Source organism: Mangrovibacter phragmitis, assembly GCF_040429585.1.
Lineage (GTDB): Bacteria > Pseudomonadota > Gammaproteobacteria > Enterobacterales > Enterobacteriaceae > Mangrovibacter > Mangrovibacter phragmitis.
This window is the reverse complement of the sequence record NZ_CP134782.1, coordinates 3,823,405-3,839,473: the sequence shown is the minus strand read 5'-3', so window position 1 is coordinate 3,839,473 and position 16,069 is coordinate 3,823,405. Positions and strand designations below refer to the sequence as shown.

18 protein-coding genes are annotated in these 16,069 nt (G+C 48.2%); 7 read left to right on the top strand and 11 right to left on the bottom strand.

Annotated elements, in window-relative coordinates; translation table 11 throughout:
* Window positions 1-526 precede the first annotated feature (526 nt).
* The 4 genes from MPHASIOC01_RS18650 (at window position 527) to mtgA (ending at window position 5,462) form a co-directional block, all read left to right on the top strand.
* Window positions 527-1,456 carry a TIGR01212 family radical SAM protein gene (locus MPHASIOC01_RS18650; protein WP_064600655.1) on the top strand — a complete coding sequence of 310 codons (930 nt, stop codon included), beginning with the start codon at window positions 527-529 and terminating at the stop codon, window positions 1,454-1,456.
* A 61-nt stretch (window positions 1,457-1,517) separates the two neighbouring features.
* Entirely contained in the window at window positions 1,518-3,854 is a 2,337-nt protein-coding gene (arcB, locus tag MPHASIOC01_RS18645; protein WP_353613062.1) for an aerobic respiration two-component sensor histidine kinase ArcB, read from the top strand.
* Between the two features lie 229 nt (window positions 3,855-4,083).
* Complete coding sequence (gene elbB, locus MPHASIOC01_RS18640; protein ID WP_064600650.1) at window positions 4,084-4,737, top strand: isoprenoid biosynthesis glyoxalase ElbB; 654 nt, start codon at window positions 4,084-4,086, stop codon at window positions 4,735-4,737.
* On the top strand, window positions 4,734-5,462 hold the full coding sequence (gene mtgA, locus MPHASIOC01_RS18635; RefSeq protein ID WP_353613061.1) for a monofunctional biosynthetic peptidoglycan transglycosylase: 729 nt from the start codon (window positions 4,734-4,736) through the stop codon (window positions 5,460-5,462). The genes elbB and mtgA overlap by 4 nt, the downstream gene beginning before the upstream one ends.
* 11 nt (window positions 5,463-5,473) lie before the next feature.
* Here the strand turns inward: mtgA and npr are convergent, their stop codons facing one another.
* The 11 genes from npr to MPHASIOC01_RS18580 all read right to left on the bottom strand — a co-directional run bounded on the left by npr (window position 5,474) and on the right by MPHASIOC01_RS18580 (window position 13,676).
* The gene (npr, locus tag MPHASIOC01_RS18630) at window positions 5,474-5,746 is read right to left on the bottom strand and encodes a PTS phosphocarrier protein NPr (protein WP_064600646.1); all 273 of its coding nucleotides are present in this window, start codon (window positions 5,744-5,746) and stop codon (window positions 5,474-5,476) included.
* The gene (rapZ, locus tag MPHASIOC01_RS18625) at window positions 5,743-6,597 is read right to left on the bottom strand and encodes an RNase adapter RapZ (RefSeq protein ID WP_036104937.1); all 855 of its coding nucleotides are present in this window, start codon (window positions 6,595-6,597) and stop codon (window positions 5,743-5,745) included. The genes npr and rapZ overlap by 4 nt, the downstream gene beginning before the upstream one ends.
* A 223-nt stretch (window positions 6,598-6,820) precedes the next feature.
* A complete protein-coding gene (gene ptsN / locus MPHASIOC01_RS18620) occupies window positions 6,821-7,306 on the bottom strand; it encodes a PTS IIA-like nitrogen regulatory protein PtsN (protein WP_064600644.1) in 486 nt (161 codons plus the stop codon).
* 82 nt (window positions 7,307-7,388) lie between these two features.
* Window positions 7,389-7,676 carry a ribosome hibernation promoting factor gene (gene hpf, locus MPHASIOC01_RS18615; RefSeq protein ID WP_036104930.1) on the bottom strand — a complete coding sequence of 96 codons (288 nt, stop codon included), beginning with the start codon at window positions 7,674-7,676 and terminating at the stop codon, window positions 7,389-7,391.
* Between the two features lie 22 nt (window positions 7,677-7,698).
* Entirely contained in the window at window positions 7,699-9,132 is a 1,434-nt protein-coding gene (gene rpoN, locus MPHASIOC01_RS18610; protein WP_064600642.1) for an RNA polymerase factor sigma-54, read from the bottom strand.
* Between the two features lie 161 nt (window positions 9,133-9,293).
* Window positions 9,294-10,019 carry an LPS export ABC transporter ATP-binding protein gene (gene lptB, locus MPHASIOC01_RS18605; protein ID WP_064600641.1) on the bottom strand — a complete coding sequence of 242 codons (726 nt, stop codon included), beginning with the start codon at window positions 10,017-10,019 and terminating at the stop codon, window positions 9,294-9,296.
* Between the two features lie 6 nt (window positions 10,020-10,025).
* Window positions 10,026-10,577 carry a lipopolysaccharide ABC transporter substrate-binding protein LptA gene (gene lptA / locus MPHASIOC01_RS18600; RefSeq protein ID WP_064600639.1) on the bottom strand — a complete coding sequence of 184 codons (552 nt, stop codon included), beginning with the start codon at window positions 10,575-10,577 and terminating at the stop codon, window positions 10,026-10,028.
* A complete protein-coding gene (gene lptC, locus MPHASIOC01_RS18595) occupies window positions 10,546-11,121 on the bottom strand; it encodes an LPS export ABC transporter periplasmic protein LptC (RefSeq protein WP_064600637.1) in 576 nt (191 codons plus the stop codon). Before lptC ends, lptA begins: the two co-directional genes overlap by 32 nt.
* A complete protein-coding gene (gene kdsC / locus MPHASIOC01_RS18590) occupies window positions 11,118-11,684 on the bottom strand; it encodes a 3-deoxy-manno-octulosonate-8-phosphatase KdsC (protein ID WP_064600635.1) in 567 nt (188 codons plus the stop codon). Before kdsC ends, lptC begins: the two co-directional genes overlap by 4 nt.
* A 15-nt stretch (window positions 11,685-11,699) precedes the next feature.
* Complete coding sequence (gene kdsD, locus MPHASIOC01_RS18585; protein WP_353613060.1) at window positions 11,700-12,686, bottom strand: arabinose-5-phosphate isomerase KdsD; 987 nt, start codon at window positions 12,684-12,686, stop codon at window positions 11,700-11,702.
* A gap of 12 nt (window positions 12,687-12,698) precedes the next feature.
* Window positions 12,699-13,676, bottom strand: a complete 978-nt coding sequence (locus tag MPHASIOC01_RS18580; RefSeq protein ID WP_064600631.1) for a calcium/sodium antiporter — start codon at window positions 13,674-13,676, stop codon at window positions 12,699-12,701.
* Window positions 13,677-13,907: 231 nt separating this feature from the next.
* Between MPHASIOC01_RS18580 and mlaF the strand changes: the two genes are divergently transcribed.
* Genes mlaF through mlaD form a run of 3 tightly spaced genes read left to right on the top strand, consistent with a single transcriptional unit; the run spans window position 13,908 to window position 16,069 of the window.
* Entirely contained in the window at window positions 13,908-14,723 is an 816-nt protein-coding gene (gene mlaF / locus MPHASIOC01_RS18575; protein ID WP_064600629.1) for a phospholipid ABC transporter ATP-binding protein MlaF, read from the top strand.
* Window positions 14,724-14,727: 4 nt separating this feature from the next.
* A complete protein-coding gene (gene mlaE / locus MPHASIOC01_RS18570; protein WP_064600627.1) occupies window positions 14,728-15,513 on the top strand; it encodes a lipid asymmetry maintenance ABC transporter permease subunit MlaE in 786 nt (261 codons plus the stop codon).
* Between the two features lie 4 nt (window positions 15,514-15,517).
* A complete protein-coding gene (mlaD, locus tag MPHASIOC01_RS18565) occupies window positions 15,518-16,069 on the top strand; it encodes an outer membrane lipid asymmetry maintenance protein MlaD (RefSeq protein ID WP_064600625.1) in 552 nt (183 codons plus the stop codon).

The following is a 16,069-nucleotide window of genomic DNA, read 5'->3' as shown; positions in this document are numbered from 1 at the left end:
TTCAGAGGGAATCTCAATTACTGCATAAATATGATGAGCAGAGAACTCATCGAGAAAGCTTCCAGCGGACTTCCAAGTTAGCGAGAATCGCTACTCAGGTCAAATGGCATTCTTATTTATGCAAAAAAGAATGGAAAGTAACTTAACTATATAATATTAAATGGAAAAATAACTTTTTTACATTCAGTTTACCTAAGGGTGACCTTATGAGGAATGTGACCTGTATCACTGTGTAGTTGTGGGGGTGATGAGATTTGTCACTGGTTTTTTCTAAACTACCAGCATTTTTTACCTGGTGATGCTGTTTTTGTAATTGATGAAACTGTTTTTAGCTTGTGAAGAATTTTTGTCGAAAAATTAAATTCACATAAGGAAAAGTAATCGTCTGCGAAGTGAGTGAAAAAACGTTTATTGTGAATTGTTATTCATTTGAATAAAGGCAGCCAGGGCGCTTGATCCAGGTCATCGCCGTTGGTTGAGAAAAGTGGCAGTCTGTTGCCCTTACTAAGGGCGGCCTAACAGAATTATGCAGTTACAGAATTTAGTCAATATGTTTGGTGGTGATCTTTTTCGCCGCTACGGGCAAAAGGTACATAAATTGACTTTGCATGGCGGGTTCAGTTGCCCAAACCGCGATGGAACCATCGGGCGTGGGGGATGCACGTTTTGCAACGTCGCCTCTTTTGCTGATGAGGCGCAACAATATCATTCCATTGCAGAGCAACTCGCTGATCAGGCGCACCTTGTGAACCGTGCAAAACGCTATCTTGCTTATTTTCAGGCATACACCAGCACCTGGGCAGAGGTAGAAGTACTGCGTAATATGTACCAACAGGCAGTTGTACAGGCAAATATTGTAGGTTTATGTGTGGGAACACGCCCGGACTGTGTTCCGGAAGCTGTGCTGGATTTACTAAGTGGTTATGCGGCTCAGGGGTATGAAGTCTGGCTCGAGTTAGGGTTACAAACCGCACACGATAAAACATTGCATCGCATTAATCGTGGCCATGACTTTGCCTGCTACCAGCGAACAGCTCAACTGGCCCGCCAGCGCGGCCTGAAAGTCTGTTGTCACTTGATTGTGGGGTTGCCGGGTGAACAACATCAGCATTGTATGGAAACTCTCGAAAGAGTGGTAAACACTGGAGTGGATGGCATTAAGTTACATCCCTTGCATATTGTGAAAGGCAGTATCATGGCAAAAAGCTGGCAAGCCGGCAGGCTGGCGGGGATTACTCTTGAGGAATATACCCATACTGCCAGTGAAATGATCCGCCACACACCGTTGGATGTGGTCTATCACCGTATTTCAGCCAGCGCGCGTCGTCCGACACTGCTTGCTCCTTTGTGGTGTGAAAATCGCTGGACTGGAATGGTGGAAATCAACCGCTATTTGCTTGAACATGGCCCTCAGGGGGACGCATTAGGGACGCCCTGGAAACCGGCGCTTGCCTGAAAACATACTGTTATGTCATTTTTCGGTATCATGGTGGTAATTCTCAGTTAAGGAATGTTCCATGAATCAAATCCGTAAGCTGGCGCAATATTATGTAGACCTGATGATGAAATTGGGTCTGGTGCGTTTTTCATTGTTATTAGCGTTTGCGCTGGTGGTTCTGGCTATTGTTGTTCAGATGGCTGTCACTATGGTGTTGCGCGGTCAGGTAGAGAGTATTGATGTTATCCGCTCTATTTTCTTCGGGTTATTGATTACGCCCTGGGCGGTCTATTTCCTCTCTGTTGTAGTGGAACAAATTGAAGAGTCCCGGCAGCGACTGACACGTCTGGTAGAAAAACTGGAAGAGATGCGTGAACGCGACTTGTCGCTTAATGTTCAGCTAAAAAACAATATCACGCAGCTTAATCAGGAGATTGCTGATCGCGAAAGGGCGGAAAAAGAACGTCAGTCTGTCCTTGACCAGCTCACTCTGGAAATAAAAGAGCGTGAACAAACGCAGATCCAACTGGCACAACAATCCTCTTTTTTGCGCTCATTTCTCGATGCATCACCAGACCTGGTGTTTTATCGCAATGAAAATCAGGAGTTTTCTGGCTGTAACCGGGCGATGGAGTTGTTAACCGGGAAAAGTGAGAAACAACTCATTGGCCTGCGTCCGCCCGATGTGTATTCCACTGAAGCGGCAGAGAAAGTGATTGAAACAGATGAGAAGGTCTTTCGCCACAATGTTTCACTCACCTATGAACAATGGCTGGATTACCCCGATGGGCGCAAAGCCTGCTTTGAAATCCGTAAAGTGCCTTACTACGACCGTGTAGGTAAACGGCATGGTCTGATGGGGTTTGGGCGTGACATTACTGAACGCAAGCGTTATCAGGACGCACTTGAGCGTGCCAGCCGGGATAAAACAACGTTTATTTCAACTATCAGCCATGAATTGCGCACGCCACTGAACGGGATTGTTGGGTTAAGCCGTATTCTGCTGGATACCGACCTGACACCGGAACAAGAGAAGTACCTGAAAACCGTTCATGTTTCTGCTGTCACTCTGGGTAATATCTTCAATGATATTATCGATATGGATAAAATTGAACGCCGTAAAGTGCAACTGGATAACCAGCCAATTGATTTTACCGGTTTTCTTTCTGACCTCGAAAATCTCTCCGGCCTGCAGGCCCAGCAAAAAGGGCTGCGTTTTGTAATGGAAGCCGCCCAGCCGTTACCGCATAAAATAATCGCAGATGGTACACGCCTGAGGCAAATTCTGTGGAATCTGATTAGTAATGCAGTGAAATTTACCCGCAAAGGAGAAGTGCGGGTGCGGGTCAGCTATCAGGATGACCAGATAATGCGCTTTGAGGTTCAGGATTCGGGCATTGGTATTCCTCCAGGCGAGCAGGATAAAATTTTCGCTATGTATTATCAGGTAAAAGATGAACAGGGTGGAAAGCCGGCAACCGGAACCGGAATTGGCCTTGCGGTATCCCGACGTCTGGCAAAAAGCATGGGAGGAGACATCACCGTTTCCAGTAATCCAGGAGAGGGGGCATTGTTTACCCTGACAGTACATGCTCCTGCTGTTCATGACGAAGTGGATGAAGACGATGATGATGAGTTGCCATTGCCGGCACTCCATGTTCTGTTGGTAGAAGATATTGAGCTGAATGTGATTGTCGCCCGTTCTGTGCTGGAAAAAATGGGGAATTCTGTTGATGTGGCAATGACCGGTAAAGAAGCTTTGGCGACATTTATTCCTGGTGAATACGATTTAGTTTTATTGGATATTCAGTTGCCGGATATGACCGGGCTGGATATTGCCCGTAAATTAACCCAGACATTCACCCGGGATGAATTGCCTCCTTTGGTTGCGTTAACTGCCAATGTACTTAAAGATAAAAAAGAGTACCTGGATGCGGGCATGGACGATGTATTGAGTAAGCCATTATCTGTGTCTGCTTTAACCGCGATGATCAAGAAGTTTTGGGACGCACATACCGTGCAGGAGGATGGCGTGAATAATCTTGAAACTGATGATAAAAAACAAGCTATCCTGGATTTACCGATGCTCGAACAGTATATGGAGTTAGTCGGGCCAAAATTGATTCGTGACGGGCTGGCTATGTTTGAAAAAATGATGCCGGGTTATTTAAGTGTGCTGGAGTCCAACTGGACTGCACGCGACCAGAAAGGCATTGTTGAAGAAGGTCATAAAATCAAAGGTGCCGCAGGCTCGGTGGGGTTACGCCATATCCAGCAACTGGCACAGCAAGTTCAGTCTCCGGATTTACCTGCATGGTGGGATAACGTCGGAGAGTGGATAGATGAGATTCGGCACGAATGGCGCAACGATATTGCTGCGCTGGAAAAATGGGTTGCTGGTGCTGAAAAAAAATGACCCCGGATTAACCGGGGTGCGCGAATACTGCGCCAACACCAGGGAAACTGACGTCCCGCAGAGTATTGGTTTATGTTTTAACGAGGCGAGACGAGAAATTCCTTACACAACTCAGCCATAAGATAGCAAAACTTAAATTTGTTGTTACATGAATCAGTAAAATGTGTGAAGCATAGCGTCTTAATAGCATTTTATTTAACGATTTGACAGCAGTACAAAGAGAATTTGTATGAAAAAAATTGGTGTAGTTCTGTGCGGTGCGGGAGTCTATGACGGCTCGGAGATCCATGAGGCCGTCCTGACTTTACTGGCAATTGCTCGGGCAGGAGCAGAAGCCATTTGTTTTGCTCCAGATAAAACACAGTATGACGTGGTAAATCACCTTACCGGTGAGGTAATGCATGAAACGCGTAACTGCCTGGTTGAAGCTGCACGTATTACCCGCGGGCAGGTGAGCTCGCTCAGCCTGGCTCAGGCAGCGGAACTGGATGCTCTTATAGTTCCTGGTGGGTTTGGCGCGGCCAAGAACCTGAGTAACTTTGCTGTTGCCGGTGCGGAGTGCTCGGTTGACCCGGCACTGAAGGCTCTGGCGCGGGATTGCCATGCCGCGGGCAAACCTCTTGGTTTTATCTGTATTGCACCAGCCATGCTCCCTCACATTCTTGAAACTCCTGTGCGCCTGACTATTGGCACGGATGTTGATACAGCTGAATTAGTGGAAGAGATGGGAGGTGAGCACGTTCCTTGTCCGGTAGAGGATATTGTGGTGGATGAAGACCAAAAAGTGGTAACTACACCGGCCTATATGCTGGCGAAAAATATTGATGAAGCCGCACAAGGTATTGAAAAACTTGTTTCGCGTGTTCTGGTTCTTTGCCAATGAGTCGAGGCAGTAAAGGATTATTAGCGAGAGTTAAACGGTACATCTTATATAGTGTTTTGGGGCTCGCTGGTTTTTGGCTGTCATTAATACTGCTGTTTCGTATGTTGCCTGTCCCGTTTAGCGCTGTGATGGTGGAGCGCCAGGTATCGGCCTGGTTTTCGGGGAATTTTCACTATGTGGCGCATTCAACGTGGGAATCCATGGATAACATCTCTCCCTGGATGGCGATTGCGGTCATTGCGGCTGAAGATCAGAAATTCCCTGAGCACTGGGGGTTTGATGTTGACGCGATTCAGCAAGCGCTGGCTCATAATGAACGTCATGAAAACCGGATACGTGGTGCATCGACACTCTCTCAGCAAACAGCCAAAAATATGTTTTTGTGGGATGGGCGATCATGGCTGCGTAAAGGCCTGGAGGCCGGGTTGACCGTGGGAATTGAATTGTTGTGGGGTAAGCGCCGAATCTTAACGGTTTACCTGAACGTGGCTGAGTTTGGTGAAGGTATCTTCGGTGTTGAGGCCGCTGCACAACATTATTTCCATAAGACTGCAAGACAACTGACACCTGCAGAAGCCGCTTTGTTAGCCGCGGTATTGCCAAACCCGATTATTTATAAAGCCAGCGCGCCTTCAGGGTATGTCCGTGCCAGGCAACAATGGATACTCCGCCAGATGAGGCAACTGGGTGGGGAAAGCTTCCTGGCAGAGCACAAACTGAATTAACCTGCAGTTAATTAATCTTCGTCAAAGCCCGCGTCGAACAGTGCTATAACGGCAGCCAGCGCTTCTTCTTCCTGAGGCCCGGTTGCTTCCACTTCAATGTGCCCACCTTTGGCAGAATCCAGCATTAGCAGTGCAATCACACTGCTGGCTTCTGCTTCTGTTCCACTTTCATTGCGCAGCAACACTTCGGCATCAAAACTTTGTACCAGTTCAAAGAGCTTCATTGCCGGGCGCGCGTGCATTCCTAAACGATTGGTGAGCTCAACAGTTTGTTTTACGGTCATGTTTTGCGTTTTTCCAACGTTCGATGGCGTGACTGGACGTTTTTACCGCGTGAGCGGAAATAGTCAGCTAATTGTTCTGCAACATAAACAGAGCGGTGCTTACCACCGGTACAACCAATAGCAACCGTCAGGTAGCTACGATTATTCGTTTCCAGCATGGGCAACCATAACTCGAGGTAGCTGCGAGTCTGGTAAATAAAGTTATGCACTTCGGTATGGCGATCCAAAAAAGCAGCGACGGGTTTATCCAGACCAGTCATGGGGCGTAATTTGGGATCCCAGTGGGGGTTTGGCAGAAAGCGAACATCAAAAACATAGTCTGCATCGATAGGAATACCGTGTTTAAAACCAAATGATTCAAACACCATGGTAAGCTCACGCTCGCGTTTACCCAGTAGCCTGGTTCGCAGCATTTCAGCCAGTTCATGCACTGACATTTCCGAGGTATCAACAATCAAATCAGCCCGGGAACGCAGCGGCTCCAGCAGATCATTTTCTTCATCAATCGCACTTTCCAGTGACAGATTTTTACTGGACAGCGGATGAAGACGCCTTGTGTCACTGTAGCGTCGAATCAACGTGTTACGGTCAGCATCCAGGAACAGAAGTTGCGGCGAAAATGTATCAGGCAAATTACGCATTGCCTGCTCAAAAATTTCCGGTGACTCGGGCATATTGCGTACATCAATACTGACTGCCGCAGATGTTTGCCGGTCAGATAATGTGCGGGCTAAATCGGGTAGCAACACAACTGGCAAGTTGTCTACACAGTAAAAACCCATATCTTCCAAAGCACGCAAGGCTACGGATTTCCCTGAACCTGAGCGGCCGCTGACAATCATCAGCACCATGAACAGTCTCTCCCCCAGTCTGAATATACCCGTTGTCGGTTTGCACAGGGTGGCTATATTTATCTCTCTCATCCCTGAGAGGCACCCTAATGACCGCTACCAGTAAAACACCCTTTACGTTACTGATGCAGATGAAGCCAGTGGCGTTTACGGTGTTAGCCTGCATGCATCCCCAATTTTCATGGGTATCATGTGATGTTAATTCATGATTACTGAGCCGGAATCAGGCTTCTGCATTTCCCGCATCAGTAATAATGTTAAACAGTTCTTCATCCGTTTGGGCCATACGGAGCTGACGACAAATCGTTTTGTCGGCCAGTTTTTTGGCAACCAACGACAAAGTGTGTAAGTGTGTTTTAGTTTGATCTGCCGGAACCAGCAGCGCGAATAAGAGATCAACTGGCTGATTATCAATGGCATCGAAAGGTATGGGTGTTTCCAGACGGATAAATACACCAACGGCACGTAATGTGTCTTCTTCCAGTTTACCGTGCGGGATAGCGATACCATTACCAATGCCGGTACTTCCCATACGTTCGCGGGTTAATACAGCATCAAAAACCGCTTGTGACGGAAGGCCTAACTGCTTAGCCGCCAGCTCACTGACGATTTCCAGAGCACGTTTTTTGCTCTGACAATGTACGTTATTACGCGTACATTCCTGGTTCAGGACAGCGCTGAGTTGCAGCGCGGAATCATTATTCATCATAGCTCCACCTGGTACCCTCTGTGCCAGCGGCCCGCTATCCTGCGATAACGGGCCGCTGAGATTCAGGGAAATACCTGGGTCATCAATGCTGTTTCAGTTTATCTTTGTGTTTAGTTAATTGACGTGCGAGTTTATCTATCAAACCGTCAATTGCGGCATACATATCCTGGCCTTCGGCACTGGCATGCAATTCACCGCCATTTACATGAAGTGTAGCATCCGCTGTTTGAGTGACTTTTTCCACTTTCAACACAATATAGACCTGGTTGATCCTTTCGAAATACTGCTCCAGTTTGGCGAACTTTGTGTTGACGAATTCGCGCATAGCTTCAGTAATCTCGACATTCTGTCCTGTGATATTGAGTTGCATATTGTCTTCCTTATCGGTTGAGTCAAACCAATTGTTTACGCTGGTTCGACGGCGGTATGGATAAAGACTCGCGGTATTTTGCGACAGTGCGCCGGGCCACCATGATACCTTGATCAGATAACATAGAAGTCAGTTTACTATCACTAAGTGGTTTTGCCGGGTTTTCTGCGGCAATCAACTTCTTCACCAGTGCGCGAATTGCCGTGGAAGAGGCTTCGCCCCCACCTTCAGTATTCACATGGCTGGAGAAGAAATATTTCAGCTCAAAAATGCCCCGTGGGCTGTGCAGGTATTTTTGCGTGGTAACGCGCGAAATCGTTGATTCGTGCATTTCCACCGCCTGAGCAATATCTGCCAGTACCATTGGCTTCATGTATTCTTCGCCATTTTCGAAAAAAGCCTGCTGCTGCTCTACAATACACTGGCTGACCTTGAGCAGTGTCTCATTTCGGCTTTCCAGGCTTTTGATTAGCCATTTCGCTTCCTGCAGATTACTGCGGATGAACTGACTGTCACTGTCATTACGAGCATTGTTGCACATAGAGGCGTAATGCTGGTTAATGGACAGGCGGGGAATACTGTCGGAATTCAGTTCAACTGTCCAGTGCCCTTTATGTTTGCGCACCAGTACATCCGGAATAACGTATTCAGGCTCAGTGGTGTGAATGGACTGCCCTGGACGAGGATCAAGAGACAGGATCAGCATCATCGCATCTTTCAGCACATCTTCTTTTAGACGCGTGATTTTCATCAGTGTCCGGAAGTCATGGTTTGCCAGAAGATCGAGATGCCCATTGATTATCTGCCGGGCTTCTTCAAGAAAAGGCGTTTCACGAGAGAACTGAGAAAGCTGGATAAGCAAACAATCACGTAAATCACGGGCAGCTACACCCACAGGATCAAACCGCTGAACTCGCTTGAGTACAGCCTCGATTTCATCCAGTGTTATGGTTTCATCGCCCATGCTTTCCAGAATATCTTCAACGGGAACGGTGAGATAGCCTGTTTCATCTACCGCATCGACAATCGACGTGGCAATTGCCCTGTCAGTATCAGAGAACGGTGTCAGTTCCACTTGCCACATCAGGTAATCCTGAAGTGTTTGTGTTGTCTCCCCCTGATAAACAGGCAGTTCATCATCAATGTAATCGGCACCGGTGCCGGAGGGGGTTCCTGCGGTATAGATCTCATCCCAGCTTGCATCCAGCGGCAGCTCTTCAGGCATATCTTTTTGCTCAAGCGCTTCACGGGTATCCAGCGACTCACTATCCTGAGCATCCTGAGTTTCCACTTCGTCATGAAAATCGGTTTGCTCAAGCAGCGGATTATTTTCCAACGCTTGCTGGAGTTCTTGCTGCAGTTCCAGCGTAGACAGTTGCAACAGGCGAATGGCCTGTTGTAACTGAGGCGTCATGGCAAGCTGTTGACTAAGCTTTAGTTGCAAACCTTGCTTCATATTCAGAGCATACTTCCTCAGGTCAATACGTTAATAATACCTGCCCTGGCAAAAAGAAAAACTCTCCTGATAAAGTGAAACGGTGACAGTGATAACGAATAGCGAACAAACCTGATGTGAGGTGTGCTCACTCTTTTTTACATCCTGTCACGCTTACCCTATCAGAGTCTGAACTCTTCCCCAAGATATACCCGCTTCACATGCTCGTCTTCGAGAATTTCACTGGGTGTGCCATGGGCAATAAGATGACCCTGGCTGACAATATAAGCCCGTTCACAAACCGCCAGCGTTTCGCGTACGTTGTGGTCGGTAATCAATACGCCCAGACCGCTATCACGCAGATGTTCGATAATACGTTTTATGTCGATAACCGAGATGGGGTCAACCCCTGCGAAGGGTTCATCCAGCAGAATGAACTTCGGATTAGCAGCCAGCGCCCGAGCAATCTCTACACGACGGCGTTCACCACCAGACAGTGATTGACCAAGGCTGTCGCGCAGATGTTCGATGTGAAATTCTTCCATCAACTCATTTGCCCGATCAACACGTTGTTCGCTGGAGAGATCATCGCGAATTTGTAACACAGCCATCAGGTTATCGTACACGCTGAGACGCCGGAAAATAGACGCTTCCTGTGGCAGATAGCCAATTCCCCTACGGGCACGGGCATGAAGTGGTAACAGGCTGATGTCTTCATCGTCAATGGTGATATTACCGGCATCGCGTGGAACAATACCCACTACCATGTAAAACGTGGTAGTTTTCCCCGCACCGTTTGGCCCCAGCAGGCCAACGATTTCTCCAGAGTTCACAGTTAAACTGACATCTTCTACGACCCGGCGCCCTTTATAGGCCTTCGCCAGGTTTTTCGCTGTAAGTGTTGCCATACCGAATTAGTTACTCTTTTTAGGGGCTGGTTTCTGGTCTTTTTTGTCCTGAAGTTGGGACGGAACCAGAACGGTAGTCACGCGTTTACCTTTATCACTAAACGCCTGCATTTTCTGTTCTTTCACCAGATAGGTAATTTTATCGCCAGTGATATTACTATCCAGTTGCTCCAGGTAAGCTTTGCCAGTCAGCACGACAAAATCATTTTGCAGCTCATAATGCATATGGCTGGCATGGCCTTTAACCGGCTTGCCGTTATCCTGCATTTGATAGAATGTGGCAGGGTTACCATAGCCATCAATCACTTCTTTACCTTTTTCGCCACCGGGACGTGTCACAACAACTTTGTCCGCGTTGATCTTTATGCTTCCCTGGGTGACAACAACATTACCGGTAAAGGTAACAATATTGCCCTGCATATCCAGAGACTGTTGATCTGATTCGATATGGATAGGCTTATCCGTATCGCCAGTTAACGCAAATGCCGGGAGGCTGGCGGCAAACAATGCACCGGCTACCAGAACGTTAAGGCTGAGTTTGTTTATTTTGAATTTCATAGGAAGTTCTAACCTTTTCAATCAGCTTGGCCGTTTTACTGCGTAAGTTGCCGCGCATTTTCAAACCACTGGAATTAAATGTGGTGCCATATAGCGTCACCAGATCATCGGAGGCAACATCCTGAGTTATCAGGTTTACCTGCGCGTTATCGGTGGTGATTTTACGTAACTGTGAGTCAGGCGTCAGTGCATCCAACTCGACATGCCCGTAAAGATAAAGCATCCGGTCATTGGTCAGTTTTGCTTTGTCTGCCCGGATAGACCAGGTCGCGACTTTGTTTGTATCGTATGAAGTCACTACGGGGTCAGTAAACCAGGTCAGCTCTTGATCTGAATAATATTCAACATGTTTTGCTATCAGACGATAATTGAGCGCGCCTTCTGGATTATATACAACCGTATCGGAGTGCTCACTCTGATAAGTGGGCTCGTTATCATTGACCTGCACTTGCGAATTATTGTCGGTATCGGCGAGGTTTATCCCCAGCAAAATTAAAACGGCCAGGGCAAGCAGGATAATGACCCAACGTCTGCTTTTACTCATATTGATTGCCCTGTAGCCTGCTCAAGTTTGCCTTGAGACTGTAACAGGATATCGCAAATCTCTCTTACTGCTCCGCGCCCACCAGAAATCGTCGTGACATAATCTGCACGGGGGAGCAGCAGTGGGTGAGCATCAGCGACAGCCACACTTAAACCGACTTGTGACATCACTGGCCAGTCGATCAGATCATCACCAATATAAGCGACATCTTCCGGCTGTAACGAAAGGTGTGCAAGCAACGACTGGTAAGCGATTCGCTTATCACTTTGCCCTTGCCAAAGATGAGTGATGCCCAGTGTCTGGCAACGGTCTTCCAGTAACTTTGCCTTACGCCCAGTGATAATGGCAACTTCAATGCCTGATGTTAGGGCACAACGAATGCCGTAACCGTCCCGCACATTGAACGCTTTCAATTCTTCACCATTGTTGCCCATATAAATGAGGCCATCAGACATCACGCCATCGACATCAAGGATAAGCAGCTTAATCCGCGCCGCTTTTTCTATCACTGAGTTATCGACCAGACCGTAGCACGTTTCAGTTACCGCTTGGGGGGTACTCATTACTTCATATCCTATTCAGACGACGCCAGCGCGCAGCAGATCGTGCATATGTAACACACCAGCCAGATGGTCGCCATCCGCAACCAGTACAGATGTAATATGCCTGGACTGCATTAAATTCAATGCATCAACAGCCAGTGTAGCCGGCTTAACCCGAATACCGCCCGGAGTCATTACGTCTTTAATTGCCAGAGTATGCAGGTCTACGCCCATATCAAATACGCGGCGTAAATCGCCATCGGTGAAAATACCATGGATTGTCATCTGGTCATCACAGATAACTGTCATCCCCAGATTTTTTCGGGTGATTTCCAGTAAAGCATCGCGTAACGAAGCATGCTCACTAACATGGGGAATCTCATCACCCGTGTGCATAATATCATTAACACGCAGTAATAACTTGCGCCCAAGAGCTCCGCCTGGGTGCGATAGTGCGAAATCCTCGGCGGTAAACCCCCTGGCTTCCAGTAGAGCAACAGCCAGCGCATCACCCATAACTAATGTGGCGGTTGTGCTGGTGGTGGGGGCCAGGCCCAGTGGACAGGCCTCTTGCGGTACATGAATGCACAAGTGGATATCTGCGGCTTTCGCCATCGTGCTTTGTGGCCGCCCGGTCATGCTGATTAGTGGTACTTTCAGGCGTTTAAGTACTGGAATAAGCGCCAGTATTTCGTTGGATTCGCCTGAGTTAGAGATGGCAATAACAATATCGTTGTTGGTCACCATGCCTAAATCACCGTGGCTGGCTTCACCTGGATGAACAAAAAATGCGGGTGTACCTGTGCTGGCGAATGTTGCGGCCATTTTACGGCCAATATGCCCGGATTTACCCATTCCCATCACCACGACTTTTCCCTGGCAGGCAAAGATCTTCCTGCAAGCCTCTGTAAAGTCGCCATTGATATACTGGTCCAGTTGAGCCAGCCCTTCACGTTCAACCGCCAGCACGGTTTTCCCGGCGTGCTGGAAATCAAAGTTTGCATCCACGTTTTTGTGTGACATACCGTGTCCGTATTACTCGACGAAAGGAAAAAAACCGGCGAGGCGCAGAATTAACCAGGCAATGAAACCCGCTAATAACAACGCTCCCGCACATTTACTGATTTCACCTGAACGGCGCCAACAAAGTAGCGCAAACACCAGACTGACCAGCAATAACACGCCATAATCATACCGGATCATGAGCGGGTCGAGGTCGCTATGGTACCCGAGCGCAGGTAAACCCAGAACAATTGTGATGTTGAAAATATTGGCGCCGATTAAATTGCCAATAGCGATATTGTCTTCACCTTTTCTTGCTCCGGCTATTGCCGTTGCCAGTTCCGGCAGGCTGGTGCCGATTGCCAGTACAGTGATACCAACCAGGAACTCGCTGATGTTAAAGGCATTGGCAAGTACTGTAGCGTTGTCAATAACCATGTGGGTGGCTATCGGCATAATAATGAGCGCAACGCCCAGCCACAAAAGTGCAACGGGCAGAGAGCCTTCACAAGGCAGTTCTGCCAGTTGCTCCCGGGTCAGGTTGTCGTTTTCTTTATGATGGGCATGCTGAGCAAATTTGACTGTCAGCAGCAAGTAAATAGCGGCGATTATCAGTAAGACAATCCCTTCGCCACGAGTTAATTCACCATCCCACAGAATATACCCGGCAATGAACGTGACCAGCAGCATCAGTGGGATTTCTCTGCGTAGCAACGCTGAGTGGACTTTTAGGGGGTGTAACGTTGCTGCGAGCCCAAGAATGAGCAGAATATTTGTGATGTTTGAGCCAATTGCTGTACCTACGGCCAGGTCACCCTGGTCGCGTAACGTTGCCGATAACGCAACAATTATCTCGGGCAATGATGTGCCAACGGTAACGACAGTCATGCCGATGATTAAGGGAGAAACCCCTAGCCGATGGCAAAGTAAAGACGCAGAAAAGACCAGCCGGTCGGCGCTGTAAACCACCAAAAGTAAACCGATGATTAACAGAGACGTCGCTACAAACATGAAAAATCCTTTATTCAGTTACAATGACTGGTTCACTGCTCTGGCTTATGTGGGAACAGCACAGCATGAAACACTTGCCTAATTTTGACTATATGGCACCGAAAAGTAAAACGATGCCAGTTTTCGCTAACTGAACCGCGCAATATTCTGTAAGAATATCGCGCACAGCAGAAATCAATGCCGTGTTTAAATGTACAGGTGTATCTGAAGCTAAGAGTTTAAGGACATCAGATGAACCAGAGAGTGGATAACCTGGTCGATATTCGAGACGTGACCTTTTCACGCGGGAGTCGGCGTATTTTCGACAATATCTCGTTGGCTGTACCGCGTGGAAAGATCACGGCCATCATGGGGCCATCCGGGATTGGTAAAACAACCCTGTTACGCCTGATTGGTGGGCAGATAAAACCTGATGCCGGGCAAATTTTATTTGATGGTGACAACATTCCGTCACTGTCTCGTTCACGGCTATTTACCGTCCGTAAACGGATGAGCATGCTTTTTCAGTCAGGTGCGTTGTTTACAGACCTGAATGTGTTCGAAAATGTGGCTTATCCCTTACGCGAGCATACACACCTGCCTGAGCCATTATTGGTCAGTACAGTTATGATGAAGCTGGAAGCCGTAGGGCTACGCGGAGCGGCAGAGCTTATGCCATCAGAGCTTTCTGGCGGGATGGCCCGGCGGGCTGCGCTGGCACGCGCTATAGCGCTGGAACCTGAACTCATCATGTTCGATGAGCCGTTTGTGGGTCAGGATCCAATCACTATGGGGGTGTTGGTGAAGTTAATCTCTGAGTTAAATCGTTCACTGGGTGTGACCTGCATTGTCGTGTCCCACGATGTACCTGAAGTACTCAGTATTGCCGATGAAGCATGGATCGTTGCGGATCAACAGATTATCGCGCATGGCAGCCCTGAAGGGTTACGCCGTAATCCGGATCCTCGGGTTCGACAGTTTCTGGATGGTATTGCCGACGGCCCTGTGCCGTTCCGTTTTCCGGCTGGGGAATATCAACGGGATTTATTTGCAGGAGCGGAGGAGTAATCACGTGGTATTTCTGGATGCGCTGGCATCTCTCGGGCATAAGGGCATTAAGTTTTGTGCAACATTTGGTCGGGCAGGGATACTGCTCTTCAATGCACTGGTCGGAAAACCCGAGTTTCGCAAACATGCGCCGCTATTGATGCGCCAGCTCTACAATGTTGGCGTTATGTCTATGATAATCATCATCGTATCGGGGTTGTTTATCGGTATGGTGTTGGGCCTGCAAGGGTACCTGGTTTTAACCACATACAGCGCAGAAACCAGTCTGGGTATGCTGGTGGCATTGTCGCTACTGCGTGAGCTGGGGCCGGTTGTCGCTGCATTATTGTTCGCCGGTCGGGCTGGTTCCGCACTTACTGCCGAAATAGGCCTGATGAAAGCCACAGAACAGCTTTCCAGCATGGAAATGATGGCTGTTGACCCGTTGCGACGTGTTATTTCCCCGCGTTTTTGGGCGGGAGTCATTTCGTTACCGCTACTGACATTGATTTTTGTCGCTGTTGGCGTTTGGGGCGGTTCGCTGGTGGGCGTTAGCTGGAAAGGGATCGATTCCGGCTTTTTCTGGTCAGCCATGCAGAATGCTGTCGACTGGCGTCTTGACCTGGTCAACTGTGTTATCAAGAGTGTTGTGTTCGCCATTACTGTAACGTGGATTGCGTTATTTAATGGGTATGATGCTATCCCAACATCTGCAGGGATTAGCCGGGCAACTACACGTACTGTTGTGCACGCTTCTCTGGCTGTTTTGGGGCTGGATTTTGTGCTTACTGCACTGATGTTTGGGAATTAAGTTCATGCAAACGAAGAAATTTGAAATTTGGGTTGGCGCATTTATGCTGGTTGCGTTTGCCGCTATTCTTTTTATCTGCCTGCGCGTGGCGAATGTCACCTCCTTTCATACTGAGCCAACGTATCGTCTGTATGCCACTTTCGACAACATTGGCGGTCTGAAAGCACGCTCGCCAGTCCGTATTGGCGGCGTAGTGATTGGCCGGGTGGCAGATATTTCCCTGGATCCAAAGACCTATTTGCCCCGTGTGGCAATGGATATCGAACAGCGTTACAACCACATTCCGGACACCAGTTCGCTGGCTGTGCGTACTTCAGGCTTACTGGGTGAACAGTATCTGGCACTGAATGTGGGGTTTGAAGACCCTGAACTTGGCACTGGTATTCTGAAAGATGGTGACACGGTGCAGGATACCAAGTCAGCTATGGTGCTTGAGGACTTGATAGGCCAGTTCTTGTATAAGGGCAACAATGGTAACGACAATAAGACGAGTGGCGATGCACAAGGAACGTCACACGGGAATAATGAGCCATCCCCGTCCGGGAAAACGAACTAA

What these genes read in the sequence shown, in the direction of transcription:
- MPHASIOC01_RS18650 (WP_064600655.1), top strand. Translation starts at nt 527, where the DNA reads ATGCAGTTACAGAATTTAGTCAATATGTTTGGTGGTGATCTTTTTCGC.
- arcB (WP_353613062.1), top strand. Translation starts at nt 1,518, where the DNA reads ATGAATCAAATCCGTAAGCTGGCGCAATATTATGTAGACCTGATGATG.
- elbB (WP_064600650.1), top strand. Translation starts at nt 4,084, where the DNA reads ATGAAAAAAATTGGTGTAGTTCTGTGCGGTGCGGGAGTCTATGACGGC.
- mtgA (WP_353613061.1), top strand. Translation starts at nt 4,734, where the DNA reads ATGAGTCGAGGCAGTAAAGGATTATTAGCGAGAGTTAAACGGTACATC.
- npr (WP_064600646.1), bottom strand. Translation starts at nt 5,746, where the DNA reads ATGACCGTAAAACAAACTGTTGAGCTCACCAATCGTTTAGGAATGCAC.
- rapZ (WP_036104937.1), bottom strand. Translation starts at nt 6,597, where the DNA reads ATGGTGCTGATGATTGTCAGCGGCCGCTCAGGTTCAGGGAAATCCGTA.
- ptsN (WP_064600644.1), bottom strand. Translation starts at nt 7,306, where the DNA reads ATGATGAATAATGATTCCGCGCTGCAACTCAGCGCTGTCCTGAACCAG.
- hpf (WP_036104930.1), bottom strand. Translation starts at nt 7,676, where the DNA reads ATGCAACTCAATATCACAGGACAGAATGTCGAGATTACTGAAGCTATG.
- rpoN (WP_064600642.1), bottom strand. Translation starts at nt 9,132, where the DNA reads ATGAAGCAAGGTTTGCAACTAAAGCTTAGTCAACAGCTTGCCATGACG.
- lptB (WP_064600641.1), bottom strand. Translation starts at nt 10,019, where the DNA reads ATGGCAACACTTACAGCGAAAAACCTGGCGAAGGCCTATAAAGGGCGC.
- lptA (WP_064600639.1), bottom strand. Translation starts at nt 10,577, where the DNA reads ATGAAATTCAAAATAAACAAACTCAGCCTTAACGTTCTGGTAGCCGGT.
- lptC (WP_064600637.1), bottom strand. Translation starts at nt 11,121, where the DNA reads ATGAGTAAAAGCAGACGTTGGGTCATTATCCTGCTTGCCCTGGCCGTT.
- kdsC (WP_064600635.1), bottom strand. Translation starts at nt 11,684, where the DNA reads ATGAGTACCCCCCAAGCGGTAACTGAAACGTGCTACGGTCTGGTCGAT.
- kdsD (WP_353613060.1), bottom strand. Translation starts at nt 12,686, where the DNA reads ATGTCACACAAAAACGTGGATGCAAACTTTGATTTCCAGCACGCCGGG.
- MPHASIOC01_RS18580 (WP_064600631.1), bottom strand. Translation starts at nt 13,676, where the DNA reads ATGTTTGTAGCGACGTCTCTGTTAATCATCGGTTTACTTTTGGTGGTT.
- mlaF (WP_064600629.1), top strand. Translation starts at nt 13,908, where the DNA reads ATGAACCAGAGAGTGGATAACCTGGTCGATATTCGAGACGTGACCTTT.
- mlaD (WP_064600625.1), top strand. Translation starts at nt 15,518, where the DNA reads ATGCAAACGAAGAAATTTGAAATTTGGGTTGGCGCATTTATGCTGGTT.